The organism is Methylobacterium sp. Ger2507, from assembly GCF_055231875.1.
On record NZ_JBUYVC010000001.1, the window covers coordinates 935206 to 952808 of the forward strand.

The window sequence follows — 17603 nt, forward strand, 5'->3', positions numbered from 1 at the left end:
TTTTCGTCAGTTCGGAAACACGTGGCCGCCGATGATCCGCAGGCCCACGGGGCTTCCGGCCGCGAAGCGGTTGGTGTCGGCGGCCTCCACAACCACGGTCTTGCCCTCGGGCCGGTCGACCTCGATGCGCTGGCGCCCCTGCGTCCGGTAGGACGAGCGCACGACGCCTTCGAGATGGGCCTGATCGCCCTCGGCGAACTGGAGCTGCCAAGGCCGGGCGTAGAGCTTGATCGGACCGACCAGGCCCTCGGGCGCCCTGACCGGGGTGAGGCGGCCGTTGACCCGGACCTCGCCTCCTTGCGCGATCGCCTCGACCTCGATGGTGTCGCCGAGAAACTTCAGCACCGTGGCGGAGACCGGGGCCTCCTGCACCTCGTCGGGGGTGCCGACCTGCTCGAGGCGGCCCTTGTCGAGCACGGCGACGCGGTCGGACAGCTCCAGGGCCTCGTCCTGGTCGTGGGTGACGAAGATCGTGGTCTGGCCGGTGCGATCGTGGATCTCGCGCAGCCAGCGGCGCAGGTCCTTTCGGACCTGGGCGTCGAGGGCGCCGAACGGCTCGTCGAGGAGAAGCACGCGCGGCTCCACCGCGAGCGCCCGGGCCAGCGCGATGCGCTGGCGCTGACCGCCCGAGAGCTGGCTCGGATAGCGGTCGGCGAAGCCGGACAGCTTGATCAGGTCGAGCAGGTCGCCGACCCGGCGCTTGATCTCGGCCTTGGCCGGGCGCTCGGACCGCTTCCGGGCATTGAGGCCGTAGGCGATGTTCTCGGCGACGCTCATGTGCTTGAACAGCGCGTAGTGCTGGAACACGAAGCCCACCGCGCGCTGCTGCACGGGCAACCGCGTCGCGTCCTCGGCTCCGAAGACGATGCGGCCCGCATCGGGAAAGTCGAGGCCGGCGATGATGCGCAGCAGCGTGGTCTTGCCCGAGCCCGAGGGGCCGAGCAGGGCCAGCAGCTCGCCTGCCCGCACGTCCAGCGAGAAGTCGTGCAGCACCGCGGCCGTGTCGAAGGTCTTCGACAGCGCCTCGACCCGGATGGCGGTGGAGCCGCCCGCCCGCTCAGTGCCCACGGGCGCCCGCGGCGATCTCGTCGGCATAGCGCCATTCGAGGACGGATTTGACGCAGAGGGTGACGAGGGCGAGGCCGGCCAGGAGAGAGGCGACGGCGAAAGCGGCAACGAAGTTGTACTCATTGTAGAGGATCTCCACGTGGAGCGGCAGCGTGTTGGTGAGGCCCCGGATGTGGCCGGAGACCACCGAGACCGCACCGAACTCGCCCATCGCGCGGGCATTGCAGAGGAGCACGCTGTAGAGGAGGCCCCAGCGGATGTTGGGCAGCGTCACCGTCCGGAAGGCGTGCCAGCCGGAAGCTCCGAGGGTCAGGGCCGCTTCCTCCTCCGCCGTGCCCTGTTCCTGCATCAGGGGGATGAGCTGGCGGGCGACGAACGGGAAGGTGACGAAGATGGTCGCCAGCACGATGCCGGGCACCGCGAAGATGATCTGGATGTCGTGATCGAGCAGCCAGGGGCCGAGCAGCCCCTGCGCCCCGAAGACCAGCACGTAGATCAGGCCCGAGACCACGGGCGAGACCGAGAACGGCAGGTCGATCAGGGTCACCAGCAGGTTCTTGCCCCAGAACTCGAACTTGGCGATGGCCCAGGAGGCCATAATCCCGAAGACCAGGTTGAACGGCACCGCGATGGCGGCGGTCAGCAGGGTCAGCCGGATTGCCGCGTGGGCGTCGGCCTCGGTGAAGGCGGCCAGATACGCCTCAATCCCCTTGGCGAAGGCCTGGGCGAACACGGTGAGGAGCGGCAGCACCAGGAACAGGGCCAGGAACAGGATCGCGACGGCGATCAGCAGCCAGCGGATCCAGCGGCCCTCGGTGACGACGCTGGCCGGACGCGCCTCGGCCAGGGCGACGGGGGCGAAGGTCTCAGACATAGCCGAATCTCCGCCGGCTCCAGGCCTGGATCAGGTTGATGGCGAGCAGGGTGAGGAACGAGATGCCGAGCATGAGGGTGGCGATGGCGCAGGCGCCGCCGTAATCGTACTCGGACAGCTTGATGACGATGAGGAGGGGCGCGATCTCGGAGACGTAGGGCAGGTTCCCGGCGATGAAGATGATCGAGCCGTACTCGCCGACGCCGCGCGCGAAGGCGAGGGCGAATCCGGTGAGCACCGCCGGGATCAGCGGCGGCAGCACCACCCGCACCAGGGTGTGGACACGGCCCGCCCCGAGGGTGGCGGAGGCCTCCTCGATCTCCTTGTCGATCTCGGCGATCAGGGGCTGCACCGTGCGCACCGCGAAGGGCAGGCCGATGAACACCATGGCGATGTAGATGCCGACCGGCGTGTAGGCGGCCTCGATCCCGATCCGGGCGAGCTGCGCTCCGACGAGGCCGTTGGGCGCATAGAGGGCGGCCAGGGCGATGCCGGCGACGGCGGTCGGCAGCGCGAAGGGCAGGTCCACCACCGCGTCCACGATCTTGCGGCCCGGAAAGCGATAGCGCGTCAGCACCCAGGCGATGAGGAAGCCGAACACCGAGGCGGTGAGAGCGGCCAGCAGAGAGACGCCGAAGCTGACGCGCAGCGCGCTGGCGACACGCGGGTCAGTGGCGACCTCCCAGATTCCCGAAAGCCCGAGCCCCGAGGCGCGCGTCACCAGGGCCGCCAACGGCAGCAGCACGATCAGGCCGAGGCAGGTCAGGGTGTAGCCGAAGGCGAGCCCGAAACCGGGGATCACGCTCGGGCGGAGGAAGCGCCGCTTCGCCCGGGTGGGCGGGTTGGCGCGCGGGGGCGGGGCCATGGCGGTGTCCTGCTCAAGTCTCGGGCCCCGCCCGGGCGGGGGCGGGGATCAGGTCGCGGCGGCTCAGCGCCCCGCCTTGCTCAACTGGTCGAACAGGCCCCCGTTGTCGAAATTCTTCTTCTGGATCGCGTCCCAGTCGCCCTGCAGGTCCTCAATCTTGAACAGCTTCAGCTCGGGCAGCTGCGCCAGATCCTCGGGCTTCGCGGCCGCCCGATTCAACGGACGATAATGGTGCTTGGCGAAGATGGCCTGGGCCTGGTCGGAATAGAGGAACTGAAGATAAGCCTCGGCCTGCTTGCGGGTTCCCTTCTTGTCGACGTTCGCATCGACCAGGGCGACCGGCGGTTCGGCGTAGATCGAGGTCGGCGGCACCACCACGTCGAACTTGTCGCGGCCGAACTCCTCGAACACCAGATAGGCCTCGTTCTCCCAGGTCGGCAGCACGTCGCCGAGGCCGCGCTGGGCGAAGGTCACGGTGGAGCCGCGGGCGCCGGTGTCGAGCACGGGGACGTTCTTGTAGACCTCGCCCACGAAGGCGTTGGCCTTGTCGGCGTTCTTGCCCTCTTTTTCGTAGGCGTAGCCCCAGGCCGCGAGGAAGTTCCAGCGGCCGCCCGCGGAGGTCTTCGGGTTCGGGGTGATGACCTTGATGTCGGGCTTCACGAGGTCGCCCCAGTCCTTCACGGCCTTCGGGTTGCCCTTCCGCACGAGGAACACCACGGTCGAGGTGTAGGGCAGGCCCTGGTTCGGCAGCTTGGTGCGCCAGTCCGCCGGGATCTTCTTCGAGATGCGGCTGATGGCGTCGATGTCGGAGGGGATGCCGAGTGTGACCACGTCGGCCGGAATGCCGTCGATCACCGTGCGGGCCTGCGAGCCCGAGCCGCCATGCGCTGCGCGCACCGTGATGGTCTCGCCGGTCTTGGCCTTCCACGCCTCGCTGAACGCCGCGTTGATCTCGCGATAGAGTTCGCGCGTGGGATCGTAGGAGACGTTCAGCAGCTCGGTCTGGGCACAGGCGAGGGTGGGCGCGAGCACGGCCGCGGCGAGGCCGGCGCCGAGCAGGACCGCGTGGCGGCGGGTGCGTCCGGTGGTCCGGGAAGGGGTCTCGCTCACGGGAATCTCCGAAATCTGCTGGTACGGCCCGACCTGGAGCGGTGACGCGACCCAGGCCAGACGACGCTGGTTTCGTTCGTTTTAACGAACGTTGTCAAGCGCTGCGGTGCGGCAGGAAAGAGGATCGGGAACAGAATTGTTCCGCCGGCCTCGCGCTGCTCGCTGAGCAATTTCCCGAAAAGGAAAGGTCCCCCTCGACCGGCCTCCAGTGCGAGAAGAAAATGCTACCTTGACGGGGGTTCTATAGAAAGGACGTTTTTTTCGATCAACGTCGCGCAGAGCGGATCGCCGGAAAGCCCCGGTCGGGCCGGAACCGTCCGAGGACGCGAGGGCAGAGCCTGCTCGTGGGAAAGCCCGGTGCCGGAGCCATGCTCCAGACGGCGCCCGGGCGCGAATCCGTGACAGCCTCGGTCAAACGGAGGCGGCGCGAAACAGCCTACGGCCGAGGAAGGCCCCCGGTCGACGGTGTTCGGATTGTGCGGCGTGGGGGAGGGGTCGGCTTGTGGGCGGGTGACGAACGGGCGCGAAGCGGGCCGGGTGCGGGGCCCCGGCGCGAGCCGGTCGCGCGTTCAGTCGGCCGCGACGGCGATGAGCGAGAACAGGGACGCCAGCAGAATGTTGCCGACGACGACGAGAGCGAGCGTGATCATGGATCTGCTTTGCGTACGAGCGCGGCGGAGTGCAGGCGCTCATCTGATGCAGGGTCCCTAGCCGTTCCTGCCTGAACTGTCCGTGAATTCCCGCACCCGCAGGGGAAACATCCGGAAACGCGGTAAACCCGTCACACCCGATCCGGCCGGGGTTTCGGGGCAGAGCTGGTTCGGGGCAGGGCTGGTTCGGTCGAGGTTCTCTGGGGGGCAGCCCTCAGCCCTTTGCCTTCCCGAGGCGAGCGATCAGTGCTTCCAGGCGGGTGCCCGGCGGGTCCGCCAGCATGCCGGCGTAGAAGGTCCGCAGGCTCTGGCCGAGATGGCGCCGGATGCCGGGGCTGAGCGACGGGGCGGCGGCCCGCGCAGCCTCCGGGGCGGGAGAGCACTCGCTTCGGGTCTTGGGCATGGATCGCACCCCGGACATCTGCGGCTCGCATCCTGTCGAAGCCAAGGAAGGCCTCCGCGGCGGACGGCCGACGCGTGACCATGCCAGGGATCGGTTAAGGATACGCTCATGCAGAGGTCGGGCCGCAGAGATCGGGCCGTACAGGCCAGGCCGCGCAGATCGAGCCGCGCCCTGCGCGGGACCACGCCGCCGAGGGTTGTCAACTCCCTAAGCTAAAGCGTGGGCGTTAAAAAAAAGCTCCGCGCTTGGCCTCACGGGGAAACGGCGCGCGCACAACGACTTGGCCGCTCGCAGGCGGTTCGTCGCAATGCGGAAACGGCTAACGGAGGGTTTCAGGTTGTGGACGAATCTGCCGGGATTCGCTTACAACATCCAAGCTCACGGCGCCGCAGAGTGGTTGTTTCTCGAACTCCCGCAACCAACACCGGGAATTATATTTGGCATGCAGAATATTACCATTACTGAACGAGAACGTGATGCTGTATTAGCTGCGCTCCGCTATTACCAATTCTATCGATTGCAGGGTCATCCCTTCAGCCCTCACCAGGATCACTTGATCGATGCAATCGCCAGCGGTTCCGGCGAGGCCCTCGATCTCGCTGAGATCGACGATCTCTGCGCCGGCCTGAACGGCAACGACCACGCTCTCGCGTCCCTCGCCAGCGCCTGACGCCTGCTTGCCAAGACGCCCGCTTGGCCAAGGGCGCTTCGGACGCCGACCCGCACGCCACACGCGCCGGCCCCGGATGGTGGGGCCAGCGCCCACCGGATCAGCCCGAGCGGAGGTCCGTCGGGCCGATCCAAGACCTGAGACGCCAGAAACTCCTGAGATCCTAGATCCCTCAGAGACCGTCCGGCCTCAGGGCGCGGTGTCCACCTGCTTCTGGGCCCGATCGACCGCCGCGGCGCAGGCCTGGGCATCGCCCTTCTGGTCGGCCGTCCGCGCCTCGTCGAGGGCCACCTTCGCCTGCATCGCCTTGTCGCCGCCCTGACCGGCCTCAGCCGATTTCTCGGGCGGTGCAGCCTCCGCCGAGGCGCTGCCACCGCTTCCGGTGACGCCCTGTCCGGCCCGGGCGCTGGCCGCGGCCTTGCCGCTGGTATTGGCCGAGATCGCCTCCTTCGCCAGATCCTTCACGGGTCCTTCGAGCTTGGCGATCCGGTCGCCGCACGGCGTGGCGAGGGCGGGCGCCGCACCCGTGGCGACAAACCCGGCGGCCAGAGCCCCGCTGGCGAGAAACCCGGCGGCAAGCCTCACGAAACGCGTCATCGATTGCTGTCCTTGATTCGGTGAGGAAGGCCGGCCCGGAGAGGGCCGCACCCTGTCGGGTTCAACCGTCCGAAACGGACCCGGGCTCCCTCAAACCATGGGAAAACCGCGCGACGGGGCGTCGGACGGGGCCATTGGGTCTGCGGTTCGGGGCACACACAGGAAAACCCCGGCGCATAAAAACCTATGCGCATGAAAAAGCCCCCGGCCCGGGGGACCGGGCCGGGGGCTGCGCCGTCACGGCGATGCGTGGCGGCGATGCGTGGTGGTGTTTCCCGGCGCGATCAGGCGCTCAGCTGGTCGCGAATCGGCAATTGCCGGATGCGCCGGCCGGTGGCGGCGAAGATCGCGTTGGCGATCGCCGGGGCCACGGGCGGCACACCGGGCTCGCCGACGCCGCCGAGGGGGCGGCTGTAGTCCGGGTTCGGCAGCAGGTGCACGTGGATCTCCTTCGGCGCCGCATCGATGCGGGTGATCTCGTAGCCGTCGAAGTTGTTCTGCTGCGCGCGTCCATCCTTGAAGGTGATCTCGGCCGAGAGCGCGAGGCCCATGCCCATGACGACCGCGCCCTCCATCTGCGAACGGATCCGCTCCGGATTGACCTGCGGCCCGCAATCGACGGCGATGTCGACGCGCTTGACCTGCACCTCGCCCTTCGGGCCGACCGCCACCTCCGCCGCCACCGCCGTGTGGGTGACGAAGCTGTAATGGCCGGCGATGCCGAGGCCGGTGCCCTTCTCCATCTTGCGGCCCCAGCCGATGCCCTTGGCGGCGGCCTCGATGACCTTGCGCAGGCGCGCCGTCTCGATCGGGTAGCGGGCCGGGTCCTCGCCGTAGTTCCAGACGTCGCTGATGCTCGTCGGGTCGATGACGCGGTCGGGACCGATCAGCGCCAGCAGGTACTCCTTCGGGTCCCGTCCCGCCGCGTGGGCGAGTTCGGACACGAAGGACTGGATCGCGAAGGCGTGCGGGATGTTCGAGACCGAGCGGAACCAGCCGATGCGCACGTGGGCGTCCGCCGCCGGGTTCTCGAGGCGGATGTTGGGCACGGCGAACGGCGTGTTGGTCAGGCCCATGCCGAGCTCGAACGGCAGCTCGTGCTTCGGATCGGGGGCGAAGATCGACCCGATGGTGGGCGCCGCCGAGCGGTGCAGCCAGGCGATCGGCATGCCCTTGTCGTCGAGCCCGGCCTCCAGCCGCTCCACCGAGATGGTGTGATAGTAGCCGTGGTGGAGGTCGTCCTCGCGGGTCCAGATCAGCTTGACCGGCGCGCCGTCCACGGCCTGGCTGCACAGGGCCGCTTCCAGCACGTAATCGGGCTTCGACTTGCGGCCGAAGCCGCCGCCGAGCAGCGTCACGTGGACCTTCACCTTGTCGGCGGGGAGGTTCAGCTTCTTGGCGAGGCGGTCATGGGTCGCCTGGGGCGCCTGGGTGTTGGCCCAGGCTTCGCAGAACCCGTCCTTGATCCGCACGGTGGCGGCCGGCGGCTCCATCGGAGCCTGGACGAGGTGGGGCACGAAGTACTCGGCCTCGAGCTTCGTCTTGGCCTTGGCCATGGCGCCGGCGACGTCGCCCTGGTCGCGCACGACCTTGCCGGGCGCCCGCGCCGCCTTTTCCAGCTCGCCCCGGAAGGCGACGGAATCGTAGGAGGCGTTCGGGCCGTCGTCCCAGGTGATCTTGAGGGCCTCGCGGGCCTTCATCGCCGCCCAGGTGTTTTTCGCAATCACCGCCACGCCGCCGATCGGCTGGAACTCGGACGGGATCTCGGGGGTGTCGATCTTGAAGATCTTGACGACGCCCGCGACCTTCTTGGCCTCGCTGTCGTCGAAGCTCACCACTTTGCCGCCGTAGACGGGCGGGCGGGCGATGAGGCCGTAGAGCATTCCGTCGAGGCGGGTGTCGATGCCGTACATCGCCGTGCCGACGGTGAAGTCGTGGTTGTCGATCAGGCCGATATTGCCCTTGCCGATGTAGCGGAAAGCGTCCTGCTTCTTGAGCACGACGCTTTCGCGGGCCGGCACCGGGAGATCGGCGGCGGCGGCGGCGATCTCGCCGTAGCTCACGGTGCGCTTCGACTTGGCGTGGGTGACGACCGAGTTCTCGGCCTTCACCTCGCCTGCGGGCACGCCCCACTGCTTGGCGGCGGCCTGGACCAGCATGGCGCGGGCGGCGGCGCCGGCATGGCGCAGGTGCGGGAAGAAGTGGCGCAGCGAGCGCGAGCCATCGGTGTCCTGGTTGCCGAAGCGGGTCTCGTCACCCCAGGCCTGCGCGACCTTCACCTTCGCCCAGTCGGCTTCCAGCTCGTCGGCCACCACCAGGGCGATGGAGGTGCGGACACCCTGGCCCATCTCCGAGCGATGGCAGGTCACCGTCACGGTGCCGTCGGGCGCGATGGCGATGAAGACCTTCGGGTCGTCCTGCCAGCCATGCGGCATGGCATCGGCGCCATATTTCTTGGGCTCGTCCTTCTTGTCCTCGGCCTGGGCCGGCTCACGCCAGGACAGGGCGAGCACCAGGGCGCCCATGCCACCGAGCATGGCGCGACGGCTGACATTGGCGAGGGCGCTGGGACCGGACACAGTCTCGGCGGGGGCGAGGTCGGTCGGCGCGGTGGCGCGGTCCGCCATGGTCTGAGCTTCGTGGATCACAGGCGCTCTCCCTTGTTCGCGGCGGGCTTCTGGCCGGCACCGGACGGTTGGCCGGCACCGGACGGTTGACCGGCAGCCTGGTGAATCGCGGCGCGGATGCGCGGATAGGTGCCGCAGCGGCACAGGTTCCCGCTCATCGCCTCGTCGATCTGCGCATCGGTGGGCTTCGGGGTGTCGGTCAGGAGCGAGGCGGCCTGCATCATCTGCCCGCACTGGCAGTAGCCGCATTGCGACACGTTGAGGTCGCGCCAGGCGACCTGGACCGGATGGTTGCCGTCGGGGGACAGGCCCTCGATGGTGACGACGGCCTGCCCCTCGGCGGCCGAGACGGGGGTGACGCAGCCGCGCACGGCGGTGCCGCCCACGTGGATGGTGCAGGCGCCGCACAGGGCCTGCCCGCAGCCGAACTTGGTTCCGGTGAGCCCGACCTCATCGCGCAGATACCACAGCAGCGGCATGTCGGGATCGCCGTCGAAGCTGCGTTCAGCTCCGTTCACGGTCAGTTTGATCATCGGTGTATCCTGTCATGGATCAGGCCACGGGCCGGTGGGGATCGGCGTCACGCCAATCCGTCAACCGGCGGGAAGCCGTCAGGGTCACATGTCGGGCGTCGGGTGAGGCGACATCGGTCGCCGTCCCGCAGAAGAGTCCTGAGATGCGGCGGCGGATCCGGCTGCTCGATCACGAGAGCCGTCGCAGCGCGCGAAGCGCCCACGCCCCGCACCTCGGAATGAATACAATTAAACGCTGGGGCTGTTGCAGCGCAACCGGACGGAGGCGTCGTCATCCGTCTCGGATTCGGTGATCCGCACCGCATGTGCCGTTGCGCACGGTGTGAAGACAGGGGCGTGATCCGAGGGCCTGTCCAGGATGTTGTCTCGTCCGGCCTGCGCCCCGATCGCGAAAAACCGACGTGCCTCGGAGAAATCCGGCTCCTGTCCCGATGTCAGGTCTCGACCAGCCCGGAACTCGATCCCGACGCCTCGGAATCGCCCGCCCCATGCGGCAGGGCCAGATAGTCTGACGAGCGCATCTCGATCAGGCGCGACACGGTGCGGTCGAACTCGAAGGCCTCGCGCCCCTCGGTGGCGGTGTAAAGGTTGTGCGGCTCGGCCGCCGCCGAGGCGATGAGCTTCACATGCGCGTCGTAGAGGGTGTCCACCAGGGTGATGAAGCGCTTGGCCTCGTTGCGGTTGTCCGGCCCCATCACGGGGATGTCGGAGAGGATGACCGTGTGGAAGGCGCGGGCCACCGCCATGTAGTCGGAGGCGCCGAGGGGCAGGGCGCAGAGATCCGCGAAGCCGAAGCGGGCGACGCCGCCGGTCTCCTCGGGCACGGCGACGTCGTGGCCCTTCACCCGCAAGGTGGCGGGGCGGCCCTTCGCCTTGCCGGTGAGGCCCTTGAAGGCGGCTGCCAGGGCCGCCCCCGCCTCGGCATCTGCCGGCACGTGATAGACCGAGGCGCCGCCGAGCTTTTCCAGGCGGAAATCCGTGCGGGAATCGAGGCGCAGCACCTCGACCCGCTCCTGGAGCTCGGCAATGAAGGGCAGGAACAGGGCGCGGTTGAGCCCACCCTCGTAGAGCCGGTCGGGCTCGACGTTGGAAGTCGCCACCACGGTGACGCCGCGCTTGAAGAGGGCGCCGAACAGGCGGCCCAGGATCATCGCGTCGGCGATGTCGGTGACGGTGAACTCGTCGAAGCAGAGCAGGGTCGCCTCGTCGGCCAGGGCATCGGCCACCACGGGAATCGGGTCGTCGCCCTTCGCCGTGCCGGCCTTGAGGGCCTGGCGATGGGCATGGATGCGCTCATGCGCGTCGGCGAGGAAGCCATGGAAATGCACCCGGCGCTTCGGCTCCGGGGCGGCTTCATGGAACAGGTCCATCAGCATGGTCTTGCCGCGCCCGACCGAGCCCCAGATGTAGAGCCCCTTCGGCGGCGTCGCGGCGTCGTCCCGGCGTCCGAACAGCCAGCCGAGCGCGCTGCCCTTGCGGGCGCGCTTGCGCCGACCAAGCTCCAGAACCAGCCGGTCGAGGGCGCGCACGAGGTGGACCTGCGCGGGATCGCGCTCGATGGCCCCCGCATGCACCAGCGCCTCGTAGCGGTCGGAGACCGGACCGGGGGACACGGCGCCGGCGATGGCCTGGTTCGACGGCCTCGGACCGGATGAGGAGGGGGCGTTCACGGTGCAGTCGACCTGTTCGCGGAGAGATCGGAATCGGGAGACGGGCGGCCGGTGGAATCGCACGCCCGGCGGTCTGCCGGTCTGACGCGGCCCTTCCGCCGGATCAAGCCCCGACAGGGTTATGCCTCGACCAGGGTATGCCCCACCCGGGGGACGGCGCCGGACGCACGGCAGCGGGGCGTTTTGCTGCATTGCACAAACGTGGCCGCGATGCCACATCGACGGAGCCTTGAGGGAGGCTACGCCCGGACCCGGCGCGCCCTGCGCGCCCCGAACCCGGAGACCGGCACCCGATGCCTGAGACGCGTCCGACCTTCCAACCGATCATCCGTCGCCTGTGGCCCAACGATGGCCCGGCGGTGGAAGCTTATTTCCTGCGGCTCGACCCTGAGACCCGCGCCAACCGCTTCATGGGGGCCCTGAGCGACACGGCCGCCCTCTGCTATGCCCGCACCGCCATGAGTGCCGAGGGCCTGATGTTCGGTGGCTTCGTCGACGGCACCCTGCGGGGGCTCGGCGAGTTGCGCCCTGCCTCCGCCCCGCCGCCCGGCTTCGTCCTCGGCGCGGAGGCGGAGGCCGCCTTCGCGGTGGAGACGCCGTTCCGCCGCAACGGCCTCGGCCAGGCCCTGTTCCGCCGCATCGCCGCCGCTGCCCGCAATCGCGGCGTCCGCGACCTGCACGTGCGCTGCCTAGCCTGGAACCGGCCGATGCAGGGCCTGGCCAACAAGGTCGGGGCGGACCTGCGCATCACCGGCGGCGAGGCGGACGGCGCCCTGCATCTGCCACGTCCGACTCCGGTCTCCCTGTGGCAGGAGGGCGTGACCGAGGCGGTCGATTTCACCCTGGCTCTCACGGCGGCGTGAGCGCGGGCTTTCCCGGACGCGGGCCGCGGAGTATCGAGAGACGAGGGTATCAAAGGACAACGAAGTCGCCGGGCTGGTTCGACCGACGGCCGGGAGGTCACCCACGATGACGGATGGATCTCGATGACCGATGCCTCTCGCCAAAGCCTTTTCGCGCTCCTCGTCTGCGCCGCGCTCCTGCCGGGGGCAGCCTCGGCGCAGACGCGCCCCGACGTCACCGCCATGACCTGCGCCGAGGCCTCGGCGCTGGTCACGCGGGCCGGCGCCATCGTGCTGACCACGGGGCCGATCACCTATTCGCGCTTCGTGCGCGATGTCGGGTTCTGTCCTCTGCCGGAAACGACGCGCCCCTCCTGGGAGATGACGCGCGACGATCCGAAATGCTTCGTCGGCTACATCTGCCGCGACAAGTTCAACGAGGGTCAGAGCCGCGACTGATCCACCGGCTCGAGGATCCCTCGAGATGGGGATCGCGGGTCAGGCCTGTGTCTCCACCCCAGCGAAGGCTTAAGGCCAAGCTGCCTTGTTGTCGCCCTGCGCCCTGCCGATGCTCGGCACGAAGACATCGCCCCCGAGAGGCCGAGCGCCCAACGAGAGGTCGAGTCCCCAGGGACCGAGTCATGAACCAGCTCGAGATGAGTCTTCTCACGAACGCATCGGGGCTGCCCGTCGGCGCAACGAGCCGCCCGGCCGAGGCGTTGCTCGAACGTTCGGTGGCCGATGCTTTGCGGATCATCGCGGCGGCCTGCGCCGAGCGGAACGCAGCGCCGGTCAAGGCCGCCCGGCGCCAGCTCGCGGAAGTCTACGGCGCGACCCGTCTCAGCCGCCGGCGCGAACGCCAGGGCGCCTCGGCCTGACTGCCGTCACCGCGCCGGGCGCTCGGCCAGCCAGATGGTGTGGCGCGCGCCCCGCGACCGCCCGGCTCGGACGCCGACCGCCTCCACCCGGAAGCCGCCGCGCGCGAGGCGCTGGGTGAAAGCCGGGTCGGGATGGGCCGACCACACCGCCAGCACGCCGCCGGGGCGTAGGGCCGCCCGCGCCGCCGCGAGACCCGCGGCGTCGTAGAGCCGGTCGTTGGCGCTGCGGGTCAGGCCGTCGGGGCCGTTGTCGACGTCGAGCAGGATGGCGTCGTAGGCGCCGCGCCCGGCCCGGATCACCTCCGAGACATCCGCCACCCGCGCTTCGACCCGCGCGTCCGCCAAGGCTTCGGAGGAGATGGGCGCCAGCGGGCCGCGCCCCCAATCCAGCACGGCGGGCACCAGTTCGGCCATCACGATCCGGGCCTTCGCGTCGAGGGTGTCGAGGGCGGCCCGCAGCGTAAAGCCCATGCCGTAGCCGCCGATCAGCCAGCACGGATTCGCCCGGCTGCCCAGGCGTTCGGCGGTCAAGGTCGCCAGCGCCTCCTCCGAACCGCTGAGCCGGCTGTTCATCAGCTCGTTGGGGCCGAGCTGGATCGAGAACTCGGTGCCTCGCTGCCGCAGGCGCAGAGGCTCCGACCCGCCGGGCACGGGGGCGGTGTCGAGGACGACCCAGGGAATCATGGGCGGGGCCCGGCGATGAAGACGGTCATGCCATCCCGCTAGCACGGGCCGTGCGCCGGATCACGCCGGGGCCATCCTCCCCCGCCGACGGGGGAGGGGCTTCCCGTGCTAGAACAGGCCTTCGATCTGCCCGTTGGCATCGAGGTGGATGCCTTCCGAGGCCGGGACCTTGGGCAGGCCCGGCATGGTCATGATCTCACCGCAGATCACCACGACGAAGCCCGCACCCGCCGAGAGGCGCACGTCTCGCACCGCGATGAGGTGGCCGGAGGGGGCGCCCATCAGGTTCGGGTCGGTGGAGAACGAGTACTGCGTCTTGGCCATGCAGACCGGCAGGTGGCCGTAGCCGTCCTTCTCGAACTGCGCGAGCTTGGTGGCGGCCTTCGATTCCACCTGGATGTCGCCGGCTCCGTAGAGCTTGGTGGCGATGGCGAGGATCTTGTCGGTGAGCTTGGTCTCGGTCTCGTAGGCGAAGGTCAGCGGCTTCTGCTCGCCCTCGGCCAGCTTGACCACCGCATGGGCGAGCTCCTCGGCGCCGGCGCCGCCCTCCGCCCAATGCTTGCAGGTGATGGCCTCGACCTGGAGCTGGTCCCGGCACAGCTCCTTGAGCTTGGCATGCTCGGCATCGGTATCGGCGTAGAAGTGGTTGACGCCGACGACCACGGGCAGGCCGAAGCTGCGCACGTTGCTGACGTGGCGGGCCAGGTTGGCGAAGCCCTTCTCCAGGGCGCCGAGGTTCTCGGAGCCGAGTTCCTTCTTCGAGACGCCGCCATGCATCTTGAGGGCGCGCACGGTGGCGACGATGACCACGGCCGAAGGCTTCAGGCCGGCCTGGCGGCACTTGATGTCGATGAACTTCTCCGCGCCGAGATCGGCGCCGAAGCCCGCCTCGGTGACCACGTAGTCGCCGAGCTTCAGGCCGGCGCGGGTGGCGATCACCGAGTTGCAGCCATGGGCGATGTTGGCGAAGGGGCCGCCGTGGATGAGGGCCGGGTTGCCCTCGAGGGTCTGCACCAGGTTCGGCTGCAGGGCGTCCTTGAGCAGCACCGTCATGGCGCCCGTGGCCTTGACGTCCTTGAGTGTCACCGGCTTGCGGTCGCGGGTCTCGGCGATGACGATGCGGCCGAGGCGCGCCTCGAGGTCGTCCAGATCCTTGGCGAGGCAGAACACCGCCATGACCTCGGAGGCCACGGTGATGTCGAAGCCGTCCTCGCGCGGGAAGCCGTTGGCGACGCCGCCGAGCGACTGGGTGATGGCGCGCAGCGCCCGGTCGTTCATGTCGACCACGCGGCGCCAGTGAATGCGGCGCACGTCGATGTTGAGCTCGTTGGCCCAGTAGACGTGGTTGTCGATGAGCGCGGCCGCCAGGCTGTGCGCCGAGGTGATGGCGTGGAAGTCGCCGGTGAAGTGCAGGTTGATCTGCTCCATCGGCACGACCTGGGCCTTGCCGCCGCCGGCCGCACCCCCCTTCATGCCGAAGCAGGGTCCGAGGGAGGGTTCGCGCAGGCACATCACGGTCTTCTGGCCGATGCGGTTGAGCGCATCGCCGAGGCCGACCGTGGTGGTGGTCTTGCCCTCGCCGGCCGGCGTCGGGCTGATCGCCGTCACGAGCACGAGCTTGCCCTCGGGCTTGGCTTCGAGCGACGTGATGAAGGCGTGGTCGATCTTGGCGATGTGCCGACCGTAATGGTGAAGCGCCTCGTCCGGAATCCCGATCTTGGCGGCAACCTCGGTGATCGGCTGTAGCGTGGCGGCGCGCGCGATCTCGATATCTGAGGGCATACTGCGTTTCTCCCGGATTGTTCTTGCGCGGTTGGCCCCGGCGCGGGGCCGGATCCATCCGCTGGCGTGTGTCGTCTGCCGAGAGACCGAATCCGTCGACGTTGGGCCGTACGGATCGGCCGAACGGCCACACAGGATCGATCGCATCAATTTGCGCGAAGGGACAAGCAAAAGCGCGTCGGAAATTTTGAATTCGCAGGCAAAATTTTGTTTGGGATCAGGTGCGTGTCATCCCGTGATGGCACTGGCCGTGTATCCGGCCTCCGACAGCGCCTCCGCGATGCTTGAGGCCTGAGCCGTGGTCGTGACCGCGATGCAGCCGTGATCGAGGTCGACCGCGACCTTGGCCTCCGGGTCGAGGTGCCGGATCGCCCGGCACACCGCCGCCACGCAGCCGTCGCAGGTCATGCCCTCCACCTGTATCAGGAGGTCCGATGGCGTCGCGTCCATGAGGTGCGCTCCGGGCTTCTCGTGCCGTTGGCCGCATTGTGATGCGGCGGCGGGCCGATGCAAGTTGCTGGACTGCGGTGCCGGACCTGGTGCGCCAACCCGGGGCCGGAACGCGGTCTTGCCGGGGAACGCCCGCCTGAACGGCGCGCACACAACGCGCCAAGCCACATTCCACCGGAAATTCGTTCCCGGCGGGCGGCGGTCCCTTGTGGGCCGGCGGCGTCTCGGCAACAAATGGCTGCGTGCGGGCGCGGGCCGGCACGCGCCCTGGTTTCATGTTTCGAGGATCGAAGACCCCGATGGCCCGGATCGTTGGCCGGCGTACGAGCCTGTGGGCCTTCTCCCTGCTCGGGCTCAGCCTCCTCGGGCCGCTGGCGGTGTTCAGCCCGCTCGGGGCGAGCCTCGGGCTCGCCGGGCTCGGCCTCGTGGCGGCGCTCACCGCGCATCGGCGCGCCAGCACGCTGACGGCGCGCTGCGAGAAGCTGTCCGGCGAGGTCAACGTGCTGTCGCAGCGCCTGGTGCGCCTGGAGACGGTCACCCGGGCCCTGGCCGAGCAGCAGGTCCGCGCCGTCGAGGCCGGGCTTCCCGCGAGCGCTGCGCCTCCCGGTCTCGATAGCCCGCATTTCCTCGACAGCCAGGATCTGAACGCAGGGCTCGAAGAGGTCACGGCCGAGATCGGCCTGCTCAGCGGGATCGTGCGGGAACTGGCGGCGGTGGTGGCGGCCCAGGATGGCGAGATCGCCGGGCTCAAGGCGGCCCCACCGGTTCCCCCGGCTTCGCCACCCCCGTCGCGAGGCATCGCCCCCGATTTCGAACCCGACTTGCGCCCGGCGACCCGCGTCGCCGAGGCGGAGCCGGCCCGCCGGCCCGCCGCCGTCCCGGCAACCCCCTGGACCCCGCGCGCCCTGGGCCGGGTCGAACCGACCGGGGACGCGGCCCTGGTCGCGGCCTACGACGGCGACGGGCTCGAGGTTCATCTCCAGCCCATCGTGTCGCTGCCGCAGCGCAAGGTGGTGTCCTACGAGGCCGTGGCGCGCCTGCGCCTCGCGGGAGAATCCCTGGGAGCCGAGGCCTTCGTGCCGGTTCTGGAGCGCCATGGCCGCACCACCGATCTCGACCGCCGCATGCTCCAGCGCGTCGCCACCATCGCGCGTCATCTCGCCGGGCGCGGCAGCCTGGCGGCGGTGGCCTACGGGCTGTCGCCGCGCTCGCTGTTCGAGCCGGGTTTCCTGCGCTCCCTGGGCCGCCTCGTCGAGGGCGAGCCGGACCTGTCCGGGCGGGTGATGCTGGCTCTGCCGCAGCTGAGCTGGCGCAGCCTCGACGCGGAGCAGGCCGGGGCGCTGGCGGACCTGCGCGGCCGCATCGGCTTCATCCTGGACCGGCCCCTCGACCTGCGCCTCGACCCCTTGGCCCTGGCCGACCGGGGCGTCTCCCAGGTGAAGGTGCCGGTCGACCTGCTGCTGCGGCCGGGCACCCGCCAGGCGATGCCCGACATCGCCCTCGAGGATCTCGTGGCGTCGCTGGCACGGGCGGGCATCCGCCTCGTCGCCGAGCAGGTGGAGCGCGAGACCGACGTGCCCGATCTGATCGAACTCGATGTGCCGCTGGCGCAGGGGATCGTCTTCGCCCCCGCCCGTGTGGTGCGCGCCGAGGTGCTCAACGCCCCGCCCGAAGCGCCGGAGCCTGCGCCGCCGCCCAACGAGGACCCGGAGCCGCCGCCGCAGCGCCGCCCGTTTCGCGATTTCCTGCGCCGGGCCGGCTGAGGCGCGCCTGGACGCCGGGCCCTTCGGGAGCGATCGGCGCCGGGAAGGCCGGGGATCGGAGATCGAGACCGGCGAACCGCGGGCGGCGTTGATTTCCGGGGATGTCCCGCCTAACCGGACGGCGCTCCCTCCACGCC

17 protein-coding genes are annotated in these 17603 nt (G+C 69.5%); 5 read left to right on the top strand and 12 right to left on the bottom strand.

Translation table 11 applies throughout. From position 1 onward, the window contains the following. Positions 1-6: 6 nt before the first annotated feature. The 5 genes from ACV7NL_RS04410 to ACV7NL_RS04430 form a co-directional block, all read right to left on the bottom strand. Entirely contained in the window at positions 7-1095 is a 1089-nt protein-coding gene (locus ACV7NL_RS04410) for a sulfate/molybdate ABC transporter ATP-binding protein (protein WP_463355033.1), read from the bottom strand. Continuing rightward, a complete protein-coding gene (cysW, locus tag ACV7NL_RS04415; RefSeq protein WP_056187653.1) occupies positions 1058-1942 on the bottom strand; it encodes a sulfate ABC transporter permease subunit CysW in 885 nt (294 codons plus the stop codon). The genes ACV7NL_RS04410 and cysW overlap by 38 nt, the downstream gene beginning before the upstream one ends. Next, positions 1935-2807 carry a sulfate ABC transporter permease subunit CysT gene (gene cysT / locus ACV7NL_RS04420; protein ID WP_056187656.1) on the bottom strand — a complete coding sequence of 291 codons (873 nt, stop codon included), beginning with the start codon at positions 2805-2807 and terminating at the stop codon, positions 1935-1937. The genes cysW and cysT overlap by 8 nt, the downstream gene beginning before the upstream one ends. A 63-nt stretch (positions 2808-2870) precedes the next feature. Then, positions 2871-3917 carry a sulfate ABC transporter substrate-binding protein gene (locus tag ACV7NL_RS04425; protein WP_463355034.1) on the bottom strand — a complete coding sequence of 349 codons (1047 nt, stop codon included), beginning with the start codon at positions 3915-3917 and terminating at the stop codon, positions 2871-2873. An 864-nt stretch (positions 3918-4781) separates the two neighbouring features. Further along, positions 4782-4970, bottom strand: a complete 189-nt coding sequence (locus tag ACV7NL_RS04430; RefSeq protein ID WP_056485692.1) for a hypothetical protein — start codon at positions 4968-4970, stop codon at positions 4782-4784. A 442-nt stretch (positions 4971-5412) separates the two neighbouring features. Here ACV7NL_RS04430 and ACV7NL_RS04435 point away from each other — a divergent pair, with 442 nt between their 5' ends. Further along, positions 5413-5640, top strand: a complete 228-nt coding sequence (locus tag ACV7NL_RS04435; protein WP_056187662.1) for a hypothetical protein — start codon at positions 5413-5415, stop codon at positions 5638-5640. 189 nt (positions 5641-5829) lie between these two features. On the opposite strand, the gene ACV7NL_RS04440 is transcribed toward ACV7NL_RS04435, so the two are convergent. From ACV7NL_RS04440 to zapE, 4 genes are all read right to left on the bottom strand, one after another. Beyond that, a complete protein-coding gene (locus tag ACV7NL_RS04440) occupies positions 5830-6237 on the bottom strand; it encodes a hypothetical protein (RefSeq protein ID WP_463355035.1) in 408 nt (135 codons plus the stop codon). A 284-nt stretch (positions 6238-6521) separates the two neighbouring features. Beyond that, positions 6522-8885 carry a xanthine dehydrogenase family protein molybdopterin-binding subunit gene (locus tag ACV7NL_RS04445; protein WP_463355036.1) on the bottom strand — a complete coding sequence of 788 codons (2364 nt, stop codon included), beginning with the start codon at positions 8883-8885 and terminating at the stop codon, positions 6522-6524. Further along, positions 8882-9397 (bottom strand): (2Fe-2S)-binding protein, encoded by a 516-nt coding sequence (locus tag ACV7NL_RS04450; protein ID WP_056485701.1) that lies wholly within the window; start codon positions 9395-9397, stop codon positions 8882-8884. Before ACV7NL_RS04450 ends, ACV7NL_RS04445 begins: the two co-directional genes overlap by 4 nt. A 434-nt stretch (positions 9398-9831) precedes the next feature. Further along, the gene (zapE, locus tag ACV7NL_RS04455; protein ID WP_056486173.1) at positions 9832-11022 is read right to left on the bottom strand and encodes a cell division protein ZapE; all 1191 of its coding nucleotides are present in this window, start codon (positions 11020-11022) and stop codon (positions 9832-9834) included. 338 nt (positions 11023-11360) lie between these two features. Between zapE and ACV7NL_RS04460 the strand changes: the two genes are divergently transcribed. The 3 genes from ACV7NL_RS04460 to ACV7NL_RS04470 all read left to right on the top strand — a co-directional run bounded on the left by ACV7NL_RS04460 (position 11361) and on the right by ACV7NL_RS04470 (position 12787). Beyond that, the gene (locus ACV7NL_RS04460; protein WP_463355037.1) at positions 11361-11930 is read left to right on the top strand and encodes a GNAT family N-acetyltransferase; all 570 of its coding nucleotides are present in this window, start codon (positions 11361-11363) and stop codon (positions 11928-11930) included. A 123-nt stretch (positions 11931-12053) separates the two neighbouring features. Further along, on the top strand, positions 12054-12368 hold the full coding sequence (locus ACV7NL_RS04465; RefSeq protein WP_463355038.1) for a hypothetical protein: 315 nt from the start codon (positions 12054-12056) through the stop codon (positions 12366-12368). A 197-nt stretch (positions 12369-12565) separates the two neighbouring features. Further along, entirely contained in the window at positions 12566-12787 is a 222-nt protein-coding gene (locus tag ACV7NL_RS04470; protein WP_056486176.1) for a hypothetical protein, read from the top strand. Positions 12788-12793: 6 nt separating this feature from the next. Here the strand turns inward: ACV7NL_RS04470 and ACV7NL_RS04475 are convergent, their stop codons facing one another. The 3 genes from ACV7NL_RS04475 to ACV7NL_RS04485 all read right to left on the bottom strand — a co-directional run bounded on the left by ACV7NL_RS04475 (position 12794) and on the right by ACV7NL_RS04485 (position 15703). Continuing rightward, positions 12794-13471, bottom strand: a complete 678-nt coding sequence (locus tag ACV7NL_RS04475) for a polyamine aminopropyltransferase (protein WP_463355039.1) — start codon at positions 13469-13471, stop codon at positions 12794-12796. 108 nt (positions 13472-13579) lie between these two features. Continuing rightward, on the bottom strand, positions 13580-15253 hold the full coding sequence (locus ACV7NL_RS04480) for a formate--tetrahydrofolate ligase (protein ID WP_056485710.1): 1674 nt from the start codon (positions 15251-15253) through the stop codon (positions 13580-13582). A gap of 228 nt (positions 15254-15481) precedes the next feature. Beyond that, positions 15482-15703, bottom strand: coding sequence for a heavy-metal-associated domain-containing protein (locus ACV7NL_RS04485; RefSeq protein ID WP_056485713.1), 222 nt, complete (start codon positions 15701-15703; stop codon positions 15482-15484). Positions 15704-16002: 299 nt separating this feature from the next. On the opposite strand from ACV7NL_RS04485, the gene ACV7NL_RS04490 reads away from it, so the two are divergent. Then, the gene (locus tag ACV7NL_RS04490) at positions 16003-17466 is read left to right on the top strand and encodes an EAL domain-containing protein (RefSeq protein WP_463355040.1); all 1464 of its coding nucleotides are present in this window, start codon (positions 16003-16005) and stop codon (positions 17464-17466) included. Positions 17467-17603: the final 137 nt, after the last annotated feature.

Coding starts and splice junctions, on each gene's coding strand:
- cysT (WP_056187656.1), bottom strand. CDS start 2,807: ATGGCCCCGCCCCCGCGCGCCAACCCGCCCACCCGGGCGAAGCGGCGC.
- ACV7NL_RS04485 (WP_056485713.1), bottom strand. CDS start 15,703: ATGGACGCGACGCCATCGGACCTCCTGATACAGGTGGAGGGCATGACC.
- cysW (WP_056187653.1), bottom strand. CDS start 1,942: ATGTCTGAGACCTTCGCCCCCGTCGCCCTGGCCGAGGCGCGTCCGGCC.
- ACV7NL_RS04450 (WP_056485701.1), bottom strand. CDS start 9,397: ATGATCAAACTGACCGTGAACGGAGCTGAACGCAGCTTCGACGGCGAT.
- ACV7NL_RS04435 (WP_056187662.1), top strand. CDS start 5,413: ATGCAGAATATTACCATTACTGAACGAGAACGTGATGCTGTATTAGCT.
- ACV7NL_RS04430 (WP_056485692.1), bottom strand. CDS start 4,970: ATGCCCAAGACCCGAAGCGAGTGCTCTCCCGCCCCGGAGGCTGCGCGG.
- ACV7NL_RS04460 (WP_463355037.1), top strand. CDS start 11,361: ATGCCTGAGACGCGTCCGACCTTCCAACCGATCATCCGTCGCCTGTGG.
- ACV7NL_RS04410 (WP_463355033.1), bottom strand. CDS start 1,095: ATGCCGACGAGATCGCCGCGGGCGCCCGTGGGCACTGAGCGGGCGGGC.
- ACV7NL_RS04480 (WP_056485710.1), bottom strand. CDS start 15,253: ATGCCCTCAGATATCGAGATCGCGCGCGCCGCCACGCTACAGCCGATC.
- ACV7NL_RS04475 (WP_463355039.1), bottom strand. CDS start 13,471: ATGATTCCCTGGGTCGTCCTCGACACCGCCCCCGTGCCCGGCGGGTCG.
- ACV7NL_RS04465 (WP_463355038.1), top strand. CDS start 12,054: ATGACCGATGCCTCTCGCCAAAGCCTTTTCGCGCTCCTCGTCTGCGCC.
- ACV7NL_RS04490 (WP_463355040.1), top strand. CDS start 16,003: ATGGCCCGGATCGTTGGCCGGCGTACGAGCCTGTGGGCCTTCTCCCTG.
- ACV7NL_RS04440 (WP_463355035.1), bottom strand. CDS start 6,237: ATGACGCGTTTCGTGAGGCTTGCCGCCGGGTTTCTCGCCAGCGGGGCT.
- ACV7NL_RS04470 (WP_056486176.1), top strand. CDS start 12,566: ATGAGTCTTCTCACGAACGCATCGGGGCTGCCCGTCGGCGCAACGAGC.